Origin of the sequence: Paracoccus sp. R86501 (genome assembly GCF_042466435.1) — a bacterium.
Classification (GTDB): Bacteria; Pseudomonadota; Alphaproteobacteria; order Rhodobacterales; family Rhodobacteraceae; genus Paracoccus.
This window is the reverse complement of record NZ_JAXHPZ010000001.1, coordinates 1,519,724-1,541,884: the sequence shown is the minus strand read 5'-3', so window position 1 is coordinate 1,541,884 and position 22,161 is coordinate 1,519,724. Positions and strand designations below refer to the sequence as shown.

Genomic DNA, 22,161 nt, shown 5'->3' with positions numbered 1-22,161 from the left:
ATGCAGAGAAGATCCCAGTCACGATGGACCGTGACGCCATCTGGGCACAGTTGCGCGACGAAGCCCGCGAGGCCGTCGCCAACGAGCCTTTGCTTGGCTCGCTGATCCACGCGGGATTGCTGCACCATCCCAATCTGGAAGCGGCACTGGCGTTTCGTTTTTCGCTCAAGCTGGCCTCGGGCGAGATGAGCGAGCAGATCCTGCGAGAGATTGCCGATCAGGCCTATTCCGAAGCACCTGAACTGGCCGATGCCGCCCGGGCCGATCTGATGGCCGTCTATGACCGCGACCCCGCGACGCACCGCCTGTTGCAGCCGGTCCTGTTCTTCAAGGGGTTCCAGGCGCTGCAGGCCTATCGGATGGCGCATTGGCTGTATTCGAACGGTCGTGCCGATATGGCATATTTCGTACAGATGCGATGCTCGGAGTGCTTTGGCGTCGACATCCATCCGCAGGCCAAGATCGGAACCGGAGTGATGATTGACCACGCCCATTCCATCGTCATCGGTGAAACGGCAACGGTCGGTAACGATGTGTCGATGCTGCATTCGGTCACGCTTGGCGGGACCGGCAAGGAAGACGGCGACCGTCATCCCAAGATCGGCGATGGGGTGTTGATCGGGGCGGGTGCCAAGGTTCTGGGCAACATCCGCATCGGGCATCATTCGCGCATCGCCGCGGGGTCCGTGGTCCTGCACGAGGTTCCCCCCTGCAAGACCGTGGCGGGCGTACCCGCGCGCGTCATTGGGGACGCAGGGTGTTCCGAACCCTCGCACAGCATGAACCAGCTGCTGGGGGTTCAGGACTTCGGCTGATCAGAGCCAGTCGCGGACACCGCTGCCGCAGACTTCGGTCATCGTCATGCCACGCTGCGCCAAGCGGTCGTCCAGTCCCTGCGCCAGCCGCGGTGCGATCGACAGGCCTTGATAGATCATCGCCGAATAGATCTGCACCGCCGAGGCGCCAGCCCGCAGTTTTTCCCACAAATCGTCAAGACTGGCGATCCCGCCGACACCGATCAGGGGGATCTGTCCGTCGGTCGCCTTATGCAGCTGGGCAAGCACGCGGGTCGATTTTGCAAACAACGGGCGGCCCGATAGACCACCGGCTTGTGATGCATGAGGGCCGTCGATCCCGTCGCGGGTCAGTGTCGTATTGGTGGCGATGATCCCGTCCAGGCCAGCGTTAAGCGCGACCGAGGCAATTTCCGAAACCTCGGCGTCGGACAGATCGGGGGCGATCTTGACGAAGACCGGTGGACGGTTGCCCAGCCCGTTTCGTGCCGACAGGACGCGATCCAGCAGCGCGGCCAAGGCGTCCGCACCCTGAAGATCGCGCAAACGTTCCGTGTTTGGCGAAGAGACGTTGACCGTAACGAAGTCTGCGAAAGATCCGGCGGTGCGGACCACCTTGGCAAAATCCTCGGCCCGGTCTTCGCTGTCCTTGTTCGCGCCAAGGTTCAGCCCGACCGGAATACCGGCGGGACGGGCGGCCAAGCGCTGACCGATTGCCTCGGCCCCTTCGTTGTTGAAGCCAAAACGGTTGATGATGGCCTGCTGATCAGTCAGCCGGAACAGACGCGGTTTCGGATTGCCGGGCTGCGGTTTCGGTGTCGCTGCGCCAATTTCGATAAAACCAAAGCCCGACTTCATCAGTGCCCCGATGGCGCGACCGTTCTTGTCGTATCCCGCCGCCAGACCCACGGGATTCGGCAACTCCATTCCCGCCAGCTGCATCCGCAGGCGGTCCGAGGTGACAGGCCCGCCGTGCAGGGGCGCAACACCCGCAGCCAGGGCCTTGATCGACAGGTCGTGGGCTGTTTCGGGGTCCATGCGATGCAGGGCCGCCAAGCCCAGCTTTTCAACCACACTCATTCCAGATCCCCGATGTTATGATTGTCGCCAGTACCTTCTATGGTGCGGGCCCACAGGACATCCGTCTGCCGCAATTCGCGGTAGAGATGCGGGAACAAGTCGCCACCGCGCGAAGGTTCCCACCGCAGATCATCGACCAGCGCCTGCGGATCGCAGGCCAGCAGGGTCAGATCGCTTTCCCCCCCGAAATGCTTGGCCAACGTCACGCGCAACTGCGCGGCGGTGGAAAAGTGAATATAACCGTCGGCAAGATCGACGGGCGCACCGGCCGTTTGGCCGTCGCGTTGCATCTGGGCCCATTCGGGCGCGCGGAAAACCTTGTATATCAGCATGGGTGTATTTGCCGTTCCGATAAGCACCGGGTCAAGATGTGATCTTGGCGGTCGATGCCGCGCGGGAAAGTTTGACCTGCATGATCCGCCGCGCCAATCTGATGCAGCCGCCATATTGGGCCACAAAGGGAATCATGCATGACACGTCGTCTTCTTGCTGCCGCCTCGGCACTTGCGCTGTTCGCCGGGACCGCCAACGCCGAGATGGTGTTGGACATCCTCCACACCAATGATGTCCACAGCCGGATCGAGCCGGTCAACAAGTACGACAGCACCTGCGACGCCGAAACGCTGGAGGCAGGCGAATGCTTTGGCGGCGTGGCGCGCATCGCGACCAAGATCAATGAATTGCGCGACCAGATCACCGCGGATGGCGGCAATGTGGTCGTGCTGGATGCAGGCGACCAGTATCAGGGGTCGCTGTTCTATTCTACCTATAAGGGCAAGGATGTCGTCGAGTTCATGACGGCCATCGGCTATGATGCGATGGCGGTGGGCAACCACGAATTCGACGATGGCCCCGAGGGGCTGGCGGTGCTGACCGATGGCGTCGAATTCCCCGTCATCTCAAGCAATCTGGACGTGTCGCAGTCCAAGGTGCTGTCGGGCAAGGTTGGAAAGCACACGGTGCTTGAGGTGGGCGACCAGAAGATCGGTATCATCTCGGCGCTGGCGACAGATACGGTCGAAACATCCTCTCCCGGTTCCGATGTGATCTTTCAGGATGAAGTCGAAGGTCTCAAGGCAGCCGTGCAGGAGCTGACTGACCAGGGTGTTGACAAGATCATCGCCCTGACCCATGTCGGCTATCTGCGCGACCAAGAGCTTGCCGCCGCCGTGCCGGGTCTGGATGCGGTCGTCGGTGGTCACTCGCACACGCTTCTGGGCGATATGGAGGGGGCCATGGGCGCTTATCCGACCATGATCGACGGGGCAGATGGCGTGCAGGTGCCGGTGGTTCAGGCCTATGCCTATAGCAAGTATCTTGGCCATCTGAAGCTGACCTTTGACGACGCTGGTCAGCTGACCAAGGCCGAAGGCGCCCCCATCCTGCTGGACAACACCGTCCCGGAAGATGAAGCCATTGCCGCCCGTGTCGCGGAAATGGCCAAACCCATCGCCGAGCTGCGCGAAAAGATCGTCGCCTCCAGCACCGCCACCATCGAGGGCAGCCGCGAGGTTTGCCGCGTCCGCGAATGCGAGATGGGCAACCTGGTGGCCGATGCCATGCTGGACCGGGTCAAGGATCAGGGCGTCACCATCGCCATCCAGAACGGCGGCGGCCTTCGTGCCTCGATCGACGAGGGCGAGGTGACGATGGGTGAGGTCTATACCGTCCTTCCCTTCCAGAACACGCTGGCCACATTCCAGCTGACCGGGGCCGACATCGTCGAGGCGCTTGAAAACGGTGCCAGCCAGTACGAGGAAATGGCCGGTCGCTTCGCGCAGGTCTCGGGTTTGAAATACACCGTCGATCCGGCATCCGAGGTCGGTGCGCGCATCAGCGATGTCATGGTGCAGGCAGACGGCGAATGGGCACCCATCGACGCCGCGGCGACCTATGGCGTCACGACCAACAACTATATGCGCGGGGGCGGCGACGGCTATGCGACCTTTGCGCAGAAGGGGCAGAACGTCTATGACTTCGGACCCGATCTGGCCGAGGTCGTGGCGGATTACCTTGGTGCGCAGGATGGTGGATACGAACCCTATACCGACGGTCGCATCGTCGTGAAGTAAGCCCGTTGCGGATGCCCCCTGACCGGCGGGGCATCCACAGACCCATCAGGGCGTTGGCTTGGCCGCGACGATCGGCTAAGCGAATGCCATGAAGACCGGTTTTCCCATAGCATTGCCCGGGCAGACGATCGGCCTGCTGGGGGGGTCCTTCGACCCTGCCCATGACGGTCATGTCCTGATCAGCAAGGTCGCCCTGCGCCGCCTTGGGCTGGATCGCGTCTGGTGGCTTGTCAGCCCCGGAAACCCGCTGAAGACGCGCGGGCCCGCGCCTATCCGACAGCGCATGCAGACCGCCCGGCAGCTGATCCATGACCCCCGTATCATCATCACCGATATCGAAGCGCGGCTTGGCCTGCGCAAGACGGCCGATACCCTGCAGGCACTGGTGTCGCATTATCCGGGGGTGCGTTTCGTCTGGCTGATGGGGTCGGACAATCTGGTCCAGTTCCACCATTGGGACCGCTGGCGGCAGATCGCGCAGACCGTGCCGATGGCCGTCATGGCGCGGCCCGGCAGCCGGCTTGCGGCACGACGATCCGTGGCAGCGCAGATCTTGCAGCCCTACCAATTTCCCGAATTCCGTGCGGCGCAGATTGCCCGCGCACAGGCCCCCGCGTGGGCCTTTCTGAATTTGCCGATGTCGGGGCTGTCCTCGACCGCGATTCGCCAGAAGGATGCATCATGACTTTCTCTCGCCGGGGGTTTCTGGCCTCGGGATTTGCCGCCGGATTGATGTCGGGACGCGCGATGGGGCACGGGCTGGATCAACGGCCACCCCTGCGGCCTGCGCCTGAACCCCGCGATCTGATCGCCCGCTTGGGCCTGCCCGGACAGGTTGGCTTTGCGCTGACCGATGCCCGGGGCGAGGTGCTGTCGCTTGGCCGCGCCGCACTGCCGGTTGCGCCTGCCAGCACGATGAAGGTCCTGACGGCGCTTTTCGCGCTGGACCGCCTTGGGCCTTCCCACCGCTTCCGGACACGGATCATACGGTCGGGCGATACGCTGATCCTTGCCGGTGGCGGCGATCCGGTCCTGACGACGGATGATCTGGCAATGCTGGCCAAGCAGGTGGCGGGATCGGGGATGGACCGTCCGGCGCGTTTTGCCGTTTGGGGCGGTGCGCTGCCGCAGATGCCTCAGATCACGGATCAGCAGGCGGATTACCTGTCCTACAACCCCTCGGTGTCGGGGTTGATCCTGAACTTCAACCGGGTGCACCTGGGATGGCGCCGGGTGGGCGTCGACTATCAACTGCAGATGGAGGCACGTGCCGCCCGGCATTCGCCGCGTGCCTATACCGTCACGGCAGCACCTGCGTCGCAGTCCAGCTTGTTCAGCTATCGTCACGACGAGGAACGGGAATATTGGACCGTTTCCCGCGCGGCCCTGGGGCGCACGGGCAGTCGGTGGCTGCCCGTGCGCCTGCCCGAGCTTTATGCGGGCGACGTTTTCCAGACCCTCTGCCGGGCGCAAGGCGTCGTTCTGCCCACCCCCGAGGTAATCGACCAGCTGCCTGACGGGCAGGTCGTCGCATCGCATGACAGCCCGACGCTGGATGTGATCATCCGCGACATGCTGAAGTATTCCACCAATTTGACCGCTGAAACGATCGGTCTGCATGCCAGCGGGGCGCCAGATCTTGCTGCTTCGGCGCAGGCCATGCGTGCCTGGCTGGGCAATGTCGGACGCGGAATGCGGCTGGCGGATCATTCAGGGCTGTCGTCGGACAGTCTGATCTCGGCCTTCGGGATGGTGCGGGTGCTGAATGGGCCGGGGCGGGATCTGAACCTGCAGCCGCTGCTGAAATCCGACCCGCTGACGGCGGATCTGGGGCGTGACGCCTCGATCCGCCACCGGGTCGCGGCCAAGACCGGCACGTTGAACTTCGTGTCGAACCTGGCCGGCTATGTCACCGCCCCCGACGGGCGGCAGGGCAGCTTTGCGATCTTCTGCACCGATCCGCCGCGCCGGGATGCCAGCAAGGGGCAGGGCTGCCTGCAGGGGTCAGCACCTGGACCCATGCCGCCAAGTCATTGCAGCGCGACCTGATCGGCGCCTTTGCCGAACGGCTGGGGGATCACAAGGTGATGTGACGGACCCGCGCCGACAACTCGATCGCGGCGGCATGCAGCCGCGAGATGTTCAGCTGGTCGCGGATTTCGGCCAGCATGACGATTTCGCCGTCATAAAGCCGCCCGTCTGCCGCCCCCACGTCGCAGGCCAGCGCATAGGCGGTCTCATACAGCTTTTCGGGCAGGGCGTCGCAGATCAGGCCGAACATCGCGTCCAGCCCGTCTTCTTCGTCGAACAGGGTCATCACCGTCTGGCTGACGGCGCGGATGCGGTCTTCGTCATAGGATGCGAAGACCGGGGCGTGGTCCACCATGCGCTGGATCGCCACCAGTTCGGACGTCCGGATCGTGCTGTCCGACGCCGAGACGGCCACCATCACCGCGACAAGCGCGTCACAGGGCGACAGGGAAGGCAGGTCGATGGTCATGAGGATCTCCTGATAGGTCGGGCGCAGATTATTGACGATGCCGCGCGCTTTCAATAAGCGTTCCGGACCCTCAGCAGGAGAAGATATCATGACCACCTTGCGCGAAGCCGCAATGCAATCGAAGGCCTGGCCGTTCGAAGAGGCGCGCCGGGTGCTGAAACGTTATGAAAAGAAGGCGCCTGAAAAGGGTTACGTCCTGTTCGAGACCGGCTATGGCCCGTCCGGCCTGCCCCATATCGGCACCTTCGGCGAGGTCGCGCGCACGACGATGATCCGCCGCGCCTTCCAGCTGATCAGCGATATCCCGACACGACTCGTCTGCTTCTCGGACGACATGGACGGGATGCGCAAGGTTCCCGAAAACGTGCCCGATCAGGACAAGCTGCGCGAAAGCCTGCAGATGCCGCTGACCTCGGTTCCAGATCCCTTCGGCAAGTTCGACAGCTTTGGCGCGCATAACAACGCCATGCTGCGTCGCTTCCTTGATACCTTCGGCTTCGACTATGAGTTCGTCAGCGCGACTGAATATTATAAGTCGGGCAAATTCGACGAAACGCTGCTGCGTGCCGCCGAGAAGTATGACCAGATCATGGAAGTCATGCTGGCAAGCCTGCGCGAGGAACGCCAGCAGAGCTATAGCTGCTTCCTGCCGATCAGCCCCAAGACGGGTCGGGTTCTGTACGTTCCGATCAAGAATGTTGACGCCAAGGCCGGCACCATCACCTTCGACGATGAAGACGGCGACGAGATGACCCTGCCGGTCACCGGCGGTCAGGTAAAGCTGCAATGGAAGCCCGATTTCGGTGCCCGTTGGGCCGCGCTGGACGTCGATTTCGAGATGTACGGAAAGGATCACAGCACCAATACGCCGATCTATGACCGCATTTGCGAAATCCTTGGTGGACGCAAGCCCGAGCATTTCACTTATGAACTGTTCCTGGATCAGGACGGGCAGAAGATCAGCAAGTCCAAAGGCAACGGCTTGTCGATCGACGAATGGCTGACCTATGCCTCGACCGAGAGCCTGTCCTATTTCATGTATCTGAAGCCCAAGACGGCCAAGCGCATGTATTTCGACGTCATCCCCAAGGCGGTCGACGAATATCATCAGCAGCTGCGCGCCTATCCCGACCAGACGCCCGAACAGCAGTTGGCGAACCCCGTCTGGCACATCCACGGCGGCGATGTTCCGGCGTCCGATATGGTCGTGCCGTTCCAGATGCTACTGAACCTGGCCTCGGTTGCCGGTCAGACCGGCAAGGATGGTCTGTGGGGCTTTATCCAGCGCTATGCGCCGGAAGCCACGCCCGAAACACATCCGGGTCTGGATGCGGCGGCAGGCTTTGCGCTGCGGTATTTTGCCGATTTCGTGGCACCTACGCGGACCTTCCGCGACCCGACCGAGGTCGAGCGTCGCGCGATGGAGGATCTGGCCGGTCGTCTGGCCGCATGGGATCAGCCTGCCGATGCCGAAGCGCTGCAATCCATGGTCTTCGCCATCGGCAAGGAACACGGGTTCGAGCCGCTGCGGACGTGGTTCTCGGCGCTTTATCAGGTGCTGTTGGGTGCCGATCAGGGGCCGCGCTTCGGCGGTTTCATCGCGCTTTACGGCATCGACGAAACCCGCAAGCTGATCGAGGCCGCCTTGGCCGGTGAGCTGACGAAGAAAGACTGAGGATCAGGGGGGCTTCGGCCCCCTTTTTCATGCCCGCCGTTGCGTCGCTGGCCGTTGCGGCGCACGCCCCGTTCAATCCGCGTTAACACTTCTTCAACTATTTCTGTGCGCATCATGCCGGACCGTTTCCTGTCCGGCCGTCATGCCGACACAAGGGGATAGCGGATGAATATTGCGATCACGAACGGGCTGTTGCTGACGCCTTCGGACTTTCGCGCGGGTCTGGGCGTCTGGTCGCGGACGGATGGCACCTCGGGCAGTCCCACCTGGGATCAGGCGGGCAACGCTTCGGTCGTACCTGCAGATCAGGACTTCGGCGCCTGCTTCGAGGTGATCAAGCAGCAGACCACCACCAGCCTGCGCTTTATGGGCGAAACCCCGATGATCCCCGGCGTCTATCTGCGCGTTTCAGCGCGGGTCAAGGCGGTGGCGGGGGCGCTGGCCAGTGCCCGGATCGCCGGATGGGCGGGTGACGGGCAGCGCAACCACGTCAACGGATTGATCGAGGTCGGCCCGACCACCGCCATGCGCAATTACGGCGAGATCATCGAGGTCAGCGCCATCGTCGGCATCGGGTCGCGCAAGGGCGTGGACATGGCGTGGGGCACTGCTCCGGTGTTTGGCCATTTCGGGCTGGATCTGGTCGGTGCGAACGGCGGCGTTTTCCGCGTGGAATCCATGCGGATCGACGATATCACCGCGGCCTTCGTGCCGTCGCTGCTGGATTGGGTCGATGTGCGGGACTTCGGCGCCGTCGGCGATGGTGTCACCAACGACCGCGACGCTTTCGTTGCCGCCGACCGGGCCAGCGACGGGGGCTGGGTGGTGGTGCCGGACGGGAATTTCTTCATCTCGGGCGATCTGTCCATCGACAGCCCCATCCGCTTCAAGGGGCGGATCAGCACGCCGACCTCGACGCGGGTGGCCTTCCTGAAAAGCTTCGATTTCCCGACCTATGCCGATGCCTTCGGCGACGAGACGCTTGGGATGAAAAAAGCCATCCAGGCGCTGCTGGGATATACCGATCACCTGTCGCTGGACCTTTGCGGTCGCCGGGTCGATCTGGACGAGCCGCTGATGCTGGACAAATTCGCCCCCGATCTGGACGGCTTCTCCAACCGCCGCCTGATCCGCAATGGCGGCATCCAGGCCAAGGCGGGACCGGCTTGGAACACCGGCCGCTGGACCAGCGTCGCGACCTATAAACCGACGAACCCGATGCAGCTGACCAATGTCGCCAATGTCGCCCAGATCGAGGTCGGCAGCCGCGTCATCGGCAGCGGCGTCGGCCGCGAGGTGTACGTCAATGCCCGCAACATCAGCCAAGGCACGCTGACGCTGTCGCAACCGCTGTATGGTGGCGCTGCCACCCGCACCTATTCCTTCGAGCGCTATCGGTACCTGTTCGACTTTTCGGGCGTCCGTCAGCTGGACCGTCTGAATTTTGTCGATATCGACTTCGGCTGCGAAGGCATTGCCAGCGGCATCATGCTGTCGGCCAAGGGCGAGATGATCCAGATCAAGGATTGCTATTTCACCCGCCCGCTGGATCGCGGCATCACCTCGATCGGGCGCGGATGTCAGGATCTGCTGGTCGACAACTGCCAGTTCCTGTCCAACGACATGGAGCTGCCGGCCCAACAGCGCACCACCGTGGCGATCAACGTCAATGCCAATGACATCAAGATCCGCAACAACCGCTTTGTCCGCTTCGCCCATTTCATGGTGGCGAACGGGGGCGGCCACATCATTTCGGGCAACCATTGGTTCCAAGGCGACGGTTCGGGGCAGGGGCTGCGATACGCGGGCTTGGTGCTGACCCAGCCCAACGTGCAGACGACGGTCAGCGGTAATTACATCGACAATGCCTCGATCGAATGGACGAACGAACACAGCGCCTATCCGGTCTTCAACAACGATGAATTCAGCTTTGGCGGGCTGACGCTGACCGGGAATACCTTCCTGTGTTCCAACACCGCGTCCTGGTTCACCTGGATTACCGTCAAACCCTATGGCAGCGGGCATTTCATCCAAGGGCTGAACGTCGTCGGCAACGTCTTCAAGGCGCTTTACGGCAATGTCGAGCGGATCGACCGGGTCGATACCTCGATCGCGGATCTGAACTACAACAACATGCGGAACCTGCAGTTTCAGGCCAATACCTTCAACGGCGTGAACACCTATGTCGCCAACCCGCTGATGATTCAGGTGTCGCAGAACAATCCCGGCGCGAACTGGACGACCAACAACATCACGGGGCTGCCGTTCCAGGGCTGGGCGAAATCGGTGCAATCGGTGGTGGCTGAATCGGCGTTGCAGACCAATGACAACACCCGCGTCGATGCCAGCCCGAACGTCCAGTTCGAAGTGGGCAGCGCCCGTCGCCAGATCCGCCTTAGTTGGGCGCAACCGCTGAAGGGGCGCGTCTGCGTCTATGTCAGGATGGATCGTCCGCAATAGGGTTGCATGCCCAAACAAATGAAGACGGCGTCGGTCATATGATCGGCGCTTTTTTTGTGAATTTTTCACAAAACGAGCAATCAATTTGTGAATATATTTACAAAAAAATCCAGTAAAAAAAATAGGTTAACTTTTTAGCGCTTTTGTGATTAACATTCTTGGAACGCAGCTGGGCGCATCGGGGGACGGATGTGCATCCCGCTGCCACATGGCTGAGAGGAGGGGATGTCATGAGCGCTGATAACATTCAGAAACACGCGATTCCGGCAGGCTTGGAAAACGCGCATGTCGGACCCGCCGACTATGCGCGCCGCTATGCCGAATCAATCGCCGACCCCGAGGCCTTCTGGGGCCACGAAGGCAAGCGGCTGGATTGGATCGAGCCTTATACCAAGGTCAAGAACACCGATTTCACCTTTGGTCAGGTCGATATCAAATGGTACGAAGACGGCGTTCTGAACGCCTGCGTGAACTGCGTCGACCGCCATCTGCCCACGCGTGCCGACCAGACCGCGATCATATTCGAGCCCGATGATCCCGAAACGCCTGCCCAGCACATCACCTACGCGCAGCTGTCCGATAGCGTGAACCGCTTTGCCAACGTGCTGCTAAGCCAGGGCATCATGCGCGGCGACCGGGTGGTCATCTATATGCCGATGATCCCCGAAGCCGCCTATGCGATGCTGGCCTGCGCGCGGATCGGGGCGATCCATTCGATCGTTTTTGCGGGGTTCTCGCCCGATGCGCTGGCCAATCGCATCAATGATTCCGGCGCCAAGGTCGTCATCACCGCCGATACCGCGCCGCGTGGCGGACGCCGGACTAACCTGAAATCCAACGCCGATGCGGCGCTGCTGCATTGCTCGGACAAGGTGCGCTGTCTGGTTGTCAAGCACACCGGCGACCAGACGACCTGGATCGATGACCGTGACGTTGACGTCAAAGCGCAGATGAAGCAGGTCAGCCCCGATTGCCCGCCGCGCCCGATGAACGCGGAAGACCCGCTGTTCGTGCTGTACACCTCGGGGTTGACGGGCAAGCCGAAGGGGGTCGTGCATACCACCGGCGGCTATCTGGTCTATGCCGCGATGACGCATCAGTACACCTTCGACTATCACGACGGCGACGTCTTCTGGTGCACGGCGGATGTGGGCTGGGTGACAGGGCACAGCTATATCGTCTATGGCCCGCTGGCCAATGGCGCCACGACCGTGATGTTCGAGGGCGTGCCGACCTACCCCGACGCCAGCCGCTTCTGGCAGGTCTGCGAAAAGCACAAGGTCACGCAATTCTATACCGCGCCCACGGCCATTCGCGCGCTGATGGGCAAGGGGCCGGACTTCGTCAAGGGACACGATCTGTCCAGCCTGCGCATTCTTGGCACGGTGGGCGAGCCCATCAACCCCGAAGCGTGGAACTGGTACAACGATCATGTCGGCCAAGGCCGCTGCCCGATTGTCGATACATGGTGGCAGACCGAAACCGGCGGGCATCTGATCACGCCGCTGCCCGGCGCGACGGAAACCAAGCCCGGTTCGGCCACGGTGCCTTTCTTCGGCATCAAGCCTGAAATTCTTGACCCCTCCAGCGCGGAACGCATCGAGGGCAATCCGGCCGAGGGCGTGTTGTGCATCGCGGACAGCTGGCCCGGCCAGATGCGGACCGTCTGGGGTGATCACCAGCGCTTCATGGAAACCTATTTCCAGCAGTATCCCGGCTATTACTTCACCGGCGACGGCTGCCGCCGGGATGAGGACGGTTATTACTGGATCACCGGTCGCGTCGACGACGTCATCAACGTCAGCGGCCACCGCATGGGCACCGCCGAGGTCGAATCCGCCCTTGTCGCCCATGAAAAGGTCGCCGAAGCTGCGGTCGTGGGATACCCGCATCAGGTCAAGGGGCAAGGCATCTATGCCTATGTCACGCTGATGAACGGGATCGAGCCGTCGGACGAATTGCGCGCCGATCTGGAACGTTGGGTGCGCACGGAAATCGGCCCCATCGCCAAGCCCGACCTGATCCAATGGGCGCCCGGTCTGCCCAAGACCCGGTCCGGCAAGATCATGCGCCGCATCCTGCGCAAGATTGCGGAAAACGACTATGGGGCCCTGGGCGACATCTCGACCCTGGCGGAACCCGAGGTCGTCGAGGAATTGATCGAAAGCCGCATGAACCGCGGCTGAGATCGGCAGGGGTGGTGCCACGCGCCGCCCCGCAAGACTGCCCCGGTCGTCCCGCCAGGCACAGGGCAGCATCAAAAGGCCAAGGCGGATCGACATGTCTGAACAGGGAGGACCTAAGGGACATGAGTGACAGACAATCTTCGAATGCCTATTGGCAGGCTAATCTTCGCATCATCTATGGCTGCATCGCCGTCTGGGCGCTGGTGTCATATGGCGCCGCGATCATCTTCCGCCCGCTGCTGAAATCCATACCCGTCGGAGGAACGGACCTGGGTTTCTGGTTTGCGCAGCAGGGTTCGATCCTGTGTTTCATCGTGCTGATCTTTTTCTATGCCGCACGCATGAACAAGCTGGATGCCGAATACGGCGTGGACGAGTGAGGATGCGGACATGAGCCAGTTTACCCTTAACCTGCTGTTTATCGGCGCGTCATTCGCGCTGTATATCGGCATTGCGATCTATTGCCGTGCCAAGTCCACGGCTGAATTCTATGCCGCAAACCGCGGCGTCAGCCCGGTCATGAACGGCATGGCGACGGCAGCCGACTGGATGTCGGCTGCGTCCTTCATCTCGATGGCCGGGCTGATCGCCTTTACCGGCTATGACAACTCGACCTACCTGATGGGGTGGACGGGTGGTTACGTGCTGCTGGCGCTGCTGCTGGCACCCTACCTGCGGAAATTCGGCAAGTTCACCGTGCCGGAGTTCATCGGCGACCGCTTCTATTCTCCGACCGCGCGCATCATCGGGGTGATCTGCCTGCTGATTGTGTCGATCACCTATGTGATCGGCCAGATGACGGGCGTCGGGGTGACGTTCTCGCGCTACCTTGAAGTGTCAAACTCGACCGGTCTGTGGATCGGCGCCGCGCTGGTCTTCTGTTATGCGGTTCTGGGCGGCATGAAGGGCATCACCTATACGCAGGTGGCGCAATATATCGTGCTGATCACCGCCTATACCATCCCGGCGATCTTCATCTCGCTGCAGCTGACGGGGAACTTCCTGCCGCAGCTGGGTCTGTTCGGCACCCACCAGGGGTCGGGCGTCGCCTTCCTGTCCAAGCTGGATCAGGTGGTGACGGATCTGGGCTTCCGCGAATACACCGCGCATCACAAGTCCACGCTGGACATGGTGCTGTTCACCATGGCGCTGATGATCGGCACGGCGGGTCTGCCGCATGTCATCATCCGCTTCTTCACGGTGCCCAAGGTGTCGGACGCCCGCAAATCGGCAGGCTGGGCGCTGGTCTTCATCGCGCTGCTCTATACCGTGGCACCTGCCGTGGGTTCGATGTCGCGCTTTAACCTGACCGCGACCATGTGGCCGGGTGCACGCACGGGCGATACCTACAGCCAGCCCGCCGTGTCGCTGGACAGCATCGAAAACGATGCCGACAAGGCGTGGATGCGCAACTGGCAGGTCACCGGTCTTCTGAACTGGGAAGACAAGAACGGCGACGGCCTGATCCAGTATTACGACAACTCGGCTGCGGCCGAGGGTCCGCTGGCCGCCACCATCGACGAACAGAACCTGCAGGGCAATGAACTGGTCACCGTGAACAACGACATCATGGTGCTGGCCAACCCTGAAATCGCGAACCTTCCCGGTTGGGTGATCGCGGTGGTTGCCGCCGGTGGTCTGGCTGCCGCACTGTCCACGGCTGCGGGTCTGTTGCTGGCAATCTCGGGTGCTGTCAGCCACGATCTGATCAAGGGCACGCTGCGTCCGAACATCAGTGAAAAAGGCGAACTGATGGCTGCGCGTGTGTCGATGGCGCTGTCCATTCTGGTCGCGACGATCCTTGGTCTGAACCCGCCGGGCTTTGCGGCGCAGACCGTGGCACTGGCCTTCGGCCTTGCGGCCAGCTCGATCTTCCCGGTGCTGATGATGGGCATTTTCTCGAAGACCATCACCAAGGAAGGCGCGATTGCGGGGATGCTGGCGGGGATCATCTCGACTCTGCTGTACATCTTCACCTACAAGGGTTGGCTGTTCATCGGCGGCACCAACATGCTGGAGGATACGGCAGCGAACTGGCTGTTCGGCATCTCGCCCGCATCCTTCGGGACCGTTGGTGCGCTGATCAACTTCGTGGTCGCCTATCTGGTGTCGCAAGCCACCGAAAAGCCCCCGGCCCACGTGCAGGAGCTGGTCGAATCGATCCGCGTTCCGCGCGGATCGGGCGATGCCGTCGCGCATTGATGACAAAGCCGCGCCCCTTTTCGGGGGGCGCGGCATCCCAACCGCAAAAGGTCCAAGGGTGATGACACAGGACATCGTCGATTTCATCGCCACCGTTCACCCCTATGACAGCCTGGGTCGGGATGAGCTGACGCGTGCCGCCAGCTTTTTCAGCCTCAGGACCTATGATGCCGGAGCCCAGATCTATCGCATCGGGGAACGCCTGCCGGGTCTTTACCTGATCCGCGAAGGATCGGTAAGCGTCACCGACCGCAATGGCGACAGCGTGTCCCGTCTGGGGCCGCGCAATTCGTTCGGCGAACGCGGGCTGCTGCGCGACGGTGTGGCGGTGACATCGGCCCATGCCATCGACGCCACGCAGGTGCTGATGCTGCCGGCCGAGCCGCTGAAGGCGCTGATCGCCCGCCACCGCGTCTTTGCCCGCTTCTTCGACCGTTCGGGCACCCGCGGCACCGATGTCGCGACATTGCGGGTGTCGGACCTGTTGTCGGCCGACCCGATCAGCTGCCCCCCCGACACCCCCATCATCGAGGCCGCCCGCATGATGCGCGACGCCCGCATCAGCAGCATCGGCATCACCGAAGGTGCCCGTCTGATCGGGCTGGTCACCATCCGCGACATGTCCAACCGCGTCGTGGCCGAGGGGCGCGACATGCGCCAGCCGGTGTCCCAGATCATGACGCCCGATCCGGTGACGCTGGCGCCGACCGCGCTTGGGCATGACGTGCTGAACATCATGGTCGAACGCCGCGTCGGGCATCTGCCGGTGGTGCGCGACGGTCGGTTCATCGGCATGATCAGCCAGACCGACCTGACGCGGGCGCAGTCGATCTCGGCCCCCGGCCTGATCCGAGAGATCACGCTGGCCGATGATGCCGCGCAGATGGCCAAGGTCACCGCGCGTATCCCGCAGCTGTTGGTGCAAATGGTGCAGGCCAGCCAGCGGCATGAAATCATCACCCGCATGATCACCGATATCGCCGATGCCGTGACGCGCCGCCTGCTGGAACTGGCGCAGGTGCGGCTTGGCCCGCCACCCGCGCCGTTCCTCTGGGCTGCCTGCGGGTCGCAGGGGCGGCAGGAACAGACCGGCGTCAGCGATCAGGACAACTGCCTGATCCTGGCAGAAGGCGCCGATCCCGATCACCCCTGGTTCCGCGATCTGGCGCATATGGTCTGCGACGGGCTGAACGCCTGCGGCTATGTCTATTGCCCCGGCGAGATGATGGCCACCAACCCGCGCTGGCGTCAGCCGCTGCAGGTCTGGCAGGGCTATTTCGACGATTGGATCACCCATCCCTCGCCCGAGGCGCAGATGCTGGCCTCGGTCATGTTCGACCTGCGCGCCATCGGCGGCGACACGCACTTGTTAGAGGGGTTGCAGTCCCGGACCTTGGCGCAGGCTTCGCAGAATTCCATTTTCGTGGCGCATATGGTGGCCAATTCACTGAAGCATCGCCCGCCCCTTGGGTTGATCGGCCGCTTTGCCACCATCCGTTCGGGCGAACACCGCGATCATATCGACATGAAGCACAACGGTGTGGTGCCCGTCGCCGATCTGGCCCGTGTTTATGCGCTGCAAGGACGGTTGGCGGCGGTGAACACCCGCGCCCGGCTTGAGGATGCCGAGGCGCGCGGCGTCATCTCGGCCAGCGGCGGGCGCGATCTGATTGCCGCCTATGACATGATCCAGACGACGCGGTTGGAAAACCAGGCGCATCTAATCAGGGCCGGTCGCAAGCCGGACAACTATCTGTCGCCCTCGGATCTGCCGGATCTGGGGCGCAGCCACCTGCGCGACGCCTTCGTCGTGGTCCGCTGGATGCAATCGGCGGTGGGACATGGAAAGGGAATGCTGGGATGAACGGGATCGGAACTGACCTGCTGGGCGTCATCGCCGTGGGGATCGGGGCTGCGGCGGTGCTTTATGCGGGCATGCATGCGGTCCGGAGGATCGGCCTGTCGCCCGCGCCGTGGCTGTTGCCGGCGGGGATCGGGCTGTCGATGGTCGTCTATTCGGTCTGGAACGATTACGGATGGTACGGGCGCGCGGTGAACCAGCTGCCGCAGGATGCGCTGATCCTGCTGGTCGGGCGTGACAAGCAGCCTTGGGCGCCCTGGACCTATCTGGCGCCGGTTGCCACGCGTTTCGCGGCGCTTGATCCCGCGTCGGTCAGCGATGGGGATGACGGCACCAGACGCGCGCAGATCATGCTGGTCGAACGGCGCGGGCAGACGGTGATCGTCCCGCAGGACTTCGATTGTCAGGGCCAGCGCATCAGACCCGCACGCGGCGACTGGACGGCAGCGCAATCCGACGATCCGGCCTATGCCGCCGTCTGCGACGGCCCCGCCCATGGCTGACATTCTGGTCATCGAGGATGAAGACAATATCGCCGTCGCGCTGGATTTCCTGCTGACGCGTGACGGGCATCGCCACACGCGGCTGGCCACGGGCGGCGGCGCACTGGACTACATCCGCGCGCACCGCCCCGATCTGGTGTTGCTGGACGTGATGCTGCCTGACATCTCGGGGTATCAGATCGTGCAGGAAATCCGCGCCGATCCGTCGCTCAATGGCATTCGCGTCCTGATGATGACCGCCCGCGGGTCGGTGGTCGAGCGTCGCAAGGGGCTGGCGCTTGGTGCCGACGGCTTTATCGCCAAACCCTTCGAACTGTCCGAGCTGCGCGACGAGATGCGCCGGCTTTTGCAGGCATGAGGGGCGCGCCGTCCCTGCGGCTGCGCATTCTTGCGCTGTTTGCCGGGCTGGCGGTCTGCCTGCTGATCGTCGCAGCGCTGGCACTGGTGGTTCTGGCGCGGGGTGACGATGGGTCGTCGGACCCGCTGATCCAGGCGATGATGATCGCAGTGTTCGGCGTGGTGGGGGCGGTGACGGCGCTGTGGTTTCTGTTCGACCAGCATCTTGCGCGACCGCTGGAACGTCTGGCGGGCGCGCTGCGGACCGGTCAGGCACCTGACGACACGGCCCGCCACCTTGGCGATCTGGGTCCCGCCGCCCGCGATGCTGCGCGTGCGCGCGCGGATGCCGACCGGGCGCTGCAGCAGGCCATCGCCGTCCATGCCGCCGAACAGCAGTCCGAGAAATCCAGTCTCGAAGCGATCCTGGCCGATTTTGGCGCGGGGGCGGTGATGACCGATGCCGCAGGGCGGGTGATGTTCTATAACGCCAGCGCGGCGGGCTTTCTGCCGGGGCTGGCGCTGGATCGGCCCCTGTCGGGCCATCTGCGGACCGGAGCCTTGGATGCCGCGCAGATGCGGTTGCGGGCCGGGGCACCGGCGACCGATCTGGCCTGCCTGACGACCCAAGGGCTGCGTCTGGCGTGCCGATTGCGCCAGATGCCGGAAGGCCAGTTGCTGATTCTGCGCGACCGCCACGTCAACCGCCCTGCGCCCCGCGACACGCTGGAAGCGCTGCGCCGCCATGCCTCGGCGCTGGTGCCGATGCTGGACGCGCTGGACGGTCCGATCCCGCCCGCACTTGCGCAGGCCATCCGCGCCGAAGGGCAGGGGCTGGCCCGCACCACCCGCACCTTGTCGCAGATCATGGCCAGCGACGCGCCCGCATCGACCGCCACCCTGACCGAGATCGCGGCAGGGCTGCCCACCGCCCCCGACCTGCCGCCGGTCGTTTTTCAAGCCGATGCGGCGCAGGTGAACGCATTGCTGCATATGCTGTCCGGGCAGTTGCAAGTGCAGGGGCACGACGCCCGCATCGACCTTCGACCCGATCACGATGGTCAGGCGCGCGTCGCGTTGACGTGGCAAGGCGCCCCTATGGCGATGGACCGGCTTGAACGATGGCTAAGCCTTGCGCCGGATGACGCGCATCCCGAAACGACCGCGGAGCAGATCCTGGCACGGCACGGCACCGGCATCTGGGCCGAGGCAGATGGAGACCGCGCCCGTCTGGTCATGCCGCTGACCTTGGCGCAACAGGTGCCGCAGGACAGTGGCGTGACCTATGACTTTGCGCTGGCGACGCGGGGGGTGGCTTCTGGGCGATTGGAGGATCTGACCTGTGTGGTTTTCGATACCGAAACCACCGGGCTGACCGACCGTGATGTCATCGTCCAGATCGCCGGTTTGCGTCTGGCTCGCGGTCGCCTGACCGGTGAACGGTTCGAGACTTTGGTCAATCCGGGCAGGCCGATCCCCCCATCCTCGACCGCGATCCACGGGATCACCGATGCGATGGTGCGGGATGCGCCCGATCTGACGGCGGCACTGACGGCATTCCGGCATTTTTGCGGCGATGATGTGCTGGTGGCACTTAATGCGCCCTTTGACATGGGGTTCCTGCGCCGCGCGGCAGGGCAGACGGGTGCGCATTTCGACAATCGCGTCCTAGATACCGTGCTGCTGTCTGCCATGGTCTGGGGACAGTCCGAGGAACACAGCTTGGATGCATTGACCGCCCGCCTTGGCATCACGATCCCGCCGCAGGACCGCCATACGGCCATGGGCGATACAGCCGCCACCGCGCAGGCATTCCTGCAGTTGGTTCAGGCGCTGCAGGCCATGGGGATCACCACGTTTCAGGACGTCCAACAGCAGGCGCGTCGTCACCGCCGCCTGATCACGGATGCGAATTTGACCTAAAGCGGGATCTGCGGGGCGTCGGGATCGATGGGAAATTCACGTTTGGGCGGTTCATCGGTCAATCCATCGAAGCTGTCGCCCAAAGGGGGCGGCGGAGGTGCATCATCGCGGCGACGGATGATGATATCGCCGTTTTCCTGCCGCGTCGGCGCGTGATAATTCCGCAGGTCATCCACCAGTACCGCCAGATCCTGCAGGACCGGGGCCATGCGGTCCAACGTCAACGACAGATCGTCGATCTGCGGGGCCGCATCATCCATCAGGTTGCGCAGCATCATGTCGAAACCGCGCTGGAACAGACTGCCCGCGTCGTCATCCTGCGCGGATGCGGGGGCGGCTGCGATGATGGCGGCAAGTGCCAAGGCGGGTAAACGTGTCATGTGGGAAAGATGGGGCCGGCGCGTCCTTGCGGCAACCCCCGACGTCACGCCGCGCCCTGCTGGTGGGCAGGGTCGTGCATGGCGCGGAACTTGTCCCAAGCTTCGTTCAAACGACGCGTGCGTGCTTCGGCCAGGCGGACCGCCTCGGGGGGCAGGCCACGGCCGATAGCGCGGTCGGGGTGGGATTCGCGGATCAGCTGACGCCATTTCTTGCGCGCCTCGGGCAAGGGCGTGTCGGGTCCGACCCCCAACAGATCGCAGGGCGGGCAGCTGGATTTCGGGTCATGGCGACGCCGGATTTCCGCCATATGCGCGGCGGTCAGGCCAAAGATGCGGGCGACTTCATCAAGGAAGATGATTTCGGCCTCATGCAGATCGCCATCGGCCAGCGCGATGATCAGCAACCCTTCCATCACATCGAACAGCACCGGATCACCCGGCTGAAACATGGATGCGATGCGCCGTGCCCAAGCATCGAAACCGGCAACATCCTGACGTGCCAGATCGAAAACGCGCGCGGCGTTCTTTTCCTCGGACCGGGGGATGACGAAAACGCGGCGGAAGGCGGCGACTTCGGATCGGTCGACGCGGCCATCGACCTTAGCCAGCTTGGCCCCGAGTGCGATCACCGCGATGGTGAAGGCGACCGAGCGTTCAGGTGGAACTGCGGCACGCGCGCTGCCCAGAAAGGCGGCCATCCTGTCGCCGATCCGCTGCCAGAAGCTGCGGGGCTTCGGCAGTTCGGGGCAGGGGCCATGACAGGCCTCGGGTGTTGCGCAACATTCCATGGATCAAGTTTAGCGGCTTATCCGGCGGGGCGATAGGGGCGCGATGTCACGCGTTCGTGGTCACCGGGGCGCCAAGGTCGAAGGACATCATCACCAGGTCGTGAAACTGGCCGAACTTGACGCCCGCATTGGGGATGCGCCCGTTTTCGACATAGCCCAAGCGCCGGTGAAATTCGATCGATCCCCGGTTCGAGCCGGTGATGCCAGCCACCATGATGCGATGCCCGCGTTCGCGTGCGTGATCATGGATGGCGGCCATCATCCGGCGACCCAACCCCGTGCCGTGTTGTTCGGGTGCGATCGAAACGCTGTGTTCCATGCTGTGGGCATAGCCCGCGCCGCCGCGAAACTGGGCATAGGTGGCAAACCCCGCGATGCGCCCCTGATCGTCCGCCACCAGAAATGCGTGGCCGGCGGATTGCCGGTCGCGGATCATCTGTGTGATCTCGGGCAGGCCGCGTTCGGTGGGCCAGAAGGTGATGACCGTGTCACGGATGATCGGGTTCCAGATCGCGGCGATCCCCGGCGCATCGGCCGGGGTCGCGTCACGCAGAACCGCCGTCATCCCCGGTGGCAGCCTTCGGCAAGGCTGCGGATGAAATCGAGGATCTCGGGGACGGGGCGACCTTCGCCGATCTGCTTGACGATGGCGCTGCCCACGACGCAGCCATCCGCGACGCTGGCGATTTCCTGCGCGGCATCAGGGGTCGAGATGCCGAAGCCGACGACCACCGGCAGCTTGGCGGCGGCGCGGATGCGGGCGACCTCGGGGGCGACATCGGCGGCATTTGCCGCAGCGCCGCCGGTGATGCCTGTGACGCTGACGTAATAGACAAACCCCGAGGTATTCGCGACGACCGCGGGCAGGCGCTTGTCATCGGTCGTGGGCGTCGCCAGCCGGATGAAGTTCAGGCCTGCATCGGATGCGGGCAGGCACAATTCGTCGTCTTCCTCGGGGGGAAGATCGACGATGATCAGCCCGTTGACGCCCGCCCTGGTCGCATCCGTCAGGAACTGCGTCACGCCGCCCGGCCGCGCATAGATCGGATTGTAATAGCCCATCAGGACGACCGGAGTCGTATCGTCCTCTTCGCGGAAACGGCGCAGGATGTTCAGGGTGCGCGTGACGCTGCCGCCTTGGGCCAAGGCACGCTGACCCGCCGCCTGGATGGTGCCACCATCGGCCATCGGGTCGGTGAAGGGCATGCCCAGTTCGATGATGTCAACGCCGGCCGCCGGCATTCCGCGCATGATCTCCAGCGCGGTCTCGTCATCGGGGTCCGATGCCATCATGTAGGCCACGAAGGCTTTCTTGCCCTCGGCCTTCAGCGCTGCAAATCTGTCGTCGATTCTGGTCATGTCTGCCCCCGCACGTCTTTCCACCAGACCTAGCCGCCTTGG

Annotated in this window: 20 protein-coding genes; 13 read left to right on the top strand and 7 right to left on the bottom strand. The window is 63.3% G+C overall.

The features are described 5' to 3' along the window. Nucleotides 1–23: 23 nt before the first annotated feature. The gene (gene cysE, locus SJY40_RS07515; RefSeq protein WP_378944526.1) at nucleotides 24–815 is read left to right on the top strand and encodes a serine O-acetyltransferase; all 792 of its coding nucleotides are present in this window, start codon (nucleotides 24–26) and stop codon (nucleotides 813–815) included. On the opposite strand, the gene SJY40_RS07510 is transcribed toward cysE, so the two are convergent. Together SJY40_RS07510 and SJY40_RS07505 are read right to left on the bottom strand one after the other, a co-directional pair. Continuing rightward, nucleotides 816–1,874 (bottom strand): quinone-dependent dihydroorotate dehydrogenase, encoded by a 1,059-nt coding sequence (locus SJY40_RS07510; protein ID WP_378944523.1) that lies wholly within the window; start codon nucleotides 1,872–1,874, stop codon nucleotides 816–818. It lies immediately after the preceding gene. Beyond that, nucleotides 1,871–2,206, bottom strand: a complete 336-nt coding sequence (locus SJY40_RS07505; RefSeq protein ID WP_378944520.1) for a DUF952 domain-containing protein — start codon at nucleotides 2,204–2,206, stop codon at nucleotides 1,871–1,873. The genes SJY40_RS07510 and SJY40_RS07505 overlap by 4 nt, the downstream gene beginning before the upstream one ends. 138 nt (nucleotides 2,207–2,344) lie before the next feature. On the opposite strand from SJY40_RS07505, the gene SJY40_RS07500 reads away from it, so the two are divergent. The 3 genes from SJY40_RS07500 (at nucleotide 2,345) to dacB (ending at nucleotide 5,995) form a co-directional block, all read left to right on the top strand. After that, entirely contained in the window at nucleotides 2,345–3,946 is a 1,602-nt protein-coding gene (locus SJY40_RS07500; RefSeq protein ID WP_378944517.1) for a bifunctional metallophosphatase/5'-nucleotidase, read from the top strand. Between the two features lie 88 nt (nucleotides 3,947–4,034). Further along, on the top strand, nucleotides 4,035–4,631 hold the full coding sequence (locus SJY40_RS07495; RefSeq protein ID WP_378944514.1) for a nicotinate-nucleotide adenylyltransferase: 597 nt from the start codon (nucleotides 4,035–4,037) through the stop codon (nucleotides 4,629–4,631). Beyond that, nucleotides 4,628–5,995, top strand: coding sequence for a D-alanyl-D-alanine carboxypeptidase/D-alanyl-D-alanine-endopeptidase (gene dacB / locus SJY40_RS07490; RefSeq protein ID WP_378944512.1), 1,368 nt, complete (start codon nucleotides 4,628–4,630; stop codon nucleotides 5,993–5,995). Before SJY40_RS07495 ends, dacB begins: the two co-directional genes overlap by 4 nt. A gap of 28 nt (nucleotides 5,996–6,023) precedes the next feature. Here the strand turns inward: dacB and SJY40_RS07485 are convergent, their stop codons facing one another. Next, nucleotides 6,024–6,446: a tellurite resistance TerB family protein gene (locus tag SJY40_RS07485; RefSeq protein ID WP_378944509.1), complete on the bottom strand. Its 423-nt coding sequence runs from the start codon at nucleotides 6,444–6,446 to the stop codon at nucleotides 6,024–6,026. Nucleotides 6,447–6,534: 88 nt separating this feature from the next. Here SJY40_RS07485 and SJY40_RS07480 point away from each other — a divergent pair, with 88 nt between their 5' ends. The 9 genes from SJY40_RS07480 (at nucleotide 6,535) to SJY40_RS07440 (ending at nucleotide 19,592) form a co-directional block, all read left to right on the top strand. Continuing rightward, nucleotides 6,535–8,121, top strand: coding sequence for a lysine--tRNA ligase (locus SJY40_RS07480; protein WP_378944506.1), 1,587 nt, complete (start codon nucleotides 6,535–6,537; stop codon nucleotides 8,119–8,121). A gap of 165 nt (nucleotides 8,122–8,286) precedes the next feature. Further along, complete coding sequence (locus tag SJY40_RS07475) at nucleotides 8,287–10,581, top strand: glycosyl hydrolase family 28-related protein (RefSeq protein WP_378944504.1); 2,295 nt, start codon at nucleotides 8,287–8,289, stop codon at nucleotides 10,579–10,581. A gap of 230 nt (nucleotides 10,582–10,811) precedes the next feature. After that, nucleotides 10,812–12,767, top strand: coding sequence for an acetate--CoA ligase (acs, locus tag SJY40_RS07470; RefSeq protein ID WP_378944501.1), 1,956 nt, complete (start codon nucleotides 10,812–10,814; stop codon nucleotides 12,765–12,767). A gap of 122 nt (nucleotides 12,768–12,889) precedes the next feature. Further along, nucleotides 12,890–13,147 carry a DUF4212 domain-containing protein gene (locus SJY40_RS07465; RefSeq protein ID WP_378944498.1) on the top strand — a complete coding sequence of 86 codons (258 nt, stop codon included), beginning with the start codon at nucleotides 12,890–12,892 and terminating at the stop codon, nucleotides 13,145–13,147. Between the two features lie 10 nt (nucleotides 13,148–13,157). Beyond that, nucleotides 13,158–14,969 (top strand): sodium:solute symporter family protein, encoded by a 1,812-nt coding sequence (locus SJY40_RS07460; RefSeq protein ID WP_378944495.1) that lies wholly within the window; start codon nucleotides 13,158–13,160, stop codon nucleotides 14,967–14,969. Nucleotides 14,970–15,030: 61 nt separating this feature from the next. Continuing rightward, entirely contained in the window at nucleotides 15,031–16,833 is a 1,803-nt protein-coding gene (locus SJY40_RS07455) for a DUF294 nucleotidyltransferase-like domain-containing protein (RefSeq protein WP_378944492.1), read from the top strand. Further along, nucleotides 16,830–17,333, top strand: coding sequence for a hypothetical protein (locus SJY40_RS07450; protein WP_378944490.1), 504 nt, complete (start codon nucleotides 16,830–16,832; stop codon nucleotides 17,331–17,333). The genes SJY40_RS07455 and SJY40_RS07450 overlap by 4 nt, the downstream gene beginning before the upstream one ends. After that, nucleotides 17,326–17,691 (top strand): response regulator transcription factor, encoded by a 366-nt coding sequence (locus SJY40_RS07445; protein ID WP_378944487.1) that lies wholly within the window; start codon nucleotides 17,326–17,328, stop codon nucleotides 17,689–17,691. The genes SJY40_RS07450 and SJY40_RS07445 overlap by 8 nt, the downstream gene beginning before the upstream one ends. Beyond that, nucleotides 17,688–19,592, top strand: a complete 1,905-nt coding sequence (locus SJY40_RS07440) for an exonuclease domain-containing protein (RefSeq protein ID WP_378944485.1) — start codon at nucleotides 17,688–17,690, stop codon at nucleotides 19,590–19,592. The genes SJY40_RS07445 and SJY40_RS07440 overlap by 4 nt, the downstream gene beginning before the upstream one ends. Here SJY40_RS07440 and SJY40_RS07435 read toward each other — a convergent pair. The 4 genes from SJY40_RS07435 to trpA are packed head-to-tail and all read right to left on the bottom strand — an operon-like array spanning nucleotide 19,589 to nucleotide 22,119. Next, on the bottom strand, nucleotides 19,589–19,972 hold the full coding sequence (locus tag SJY40_RS07435) for a hypothetical protein (RefSeq protein ID WP_378944482.1): 384 nt from the start codon (nucleotides 19,970–19,972) through the stop codon (nucleotides 19,589–19,591). The genes SJY40_RS07440 and SJY40_RS07435 overlap by 4 nt on opposite strands. Nucleotides 19,973–20,016: 44 nt before the next feature. Beyond that, nucleotides 20,017–20,760: a TerB family tellurite resistance protein gene (locus tag SJY40_RS07430; RefSeq protein ID WP_378944480.1), complete on the bottom strand. Its 744-nt coding sequence runs from the start codon at nucleotides 20,758–20,760 to the stop codon at nucleotides 20,017–20,019. 46 nt (nucleotides 20,761–20,806) lie between these two features. Then, nucleotides 20,807–21,325: a GNAT family N-acetyltransferase gene (locus SJY40_RS07425; protein ID WP_378944477.1), complete on the bottom strand. Its 519-nt coding sequence runs from the start codon at nucleotides 21,323–21,325 to the stop codon at nucleotides 20,807–20,809. After that, complete coding sequence (trpA, locus tag SJY40_RS07420; protein WP_378944474.1) at nucleotides 21,322–22,119, bottom strand: tryptophan synthase subunit alpha; 798 nt, start codon at nucleotides 22,117–22,119, stop codon at nucleotides 21,322–21,324. Before trpA ends, SJY40_RS07425 begins: the two co-directional genes overlap by 4 nt. Between the last annotated feature and the right edge of the window lie 42 nt (nucleotides 22,120–22,161).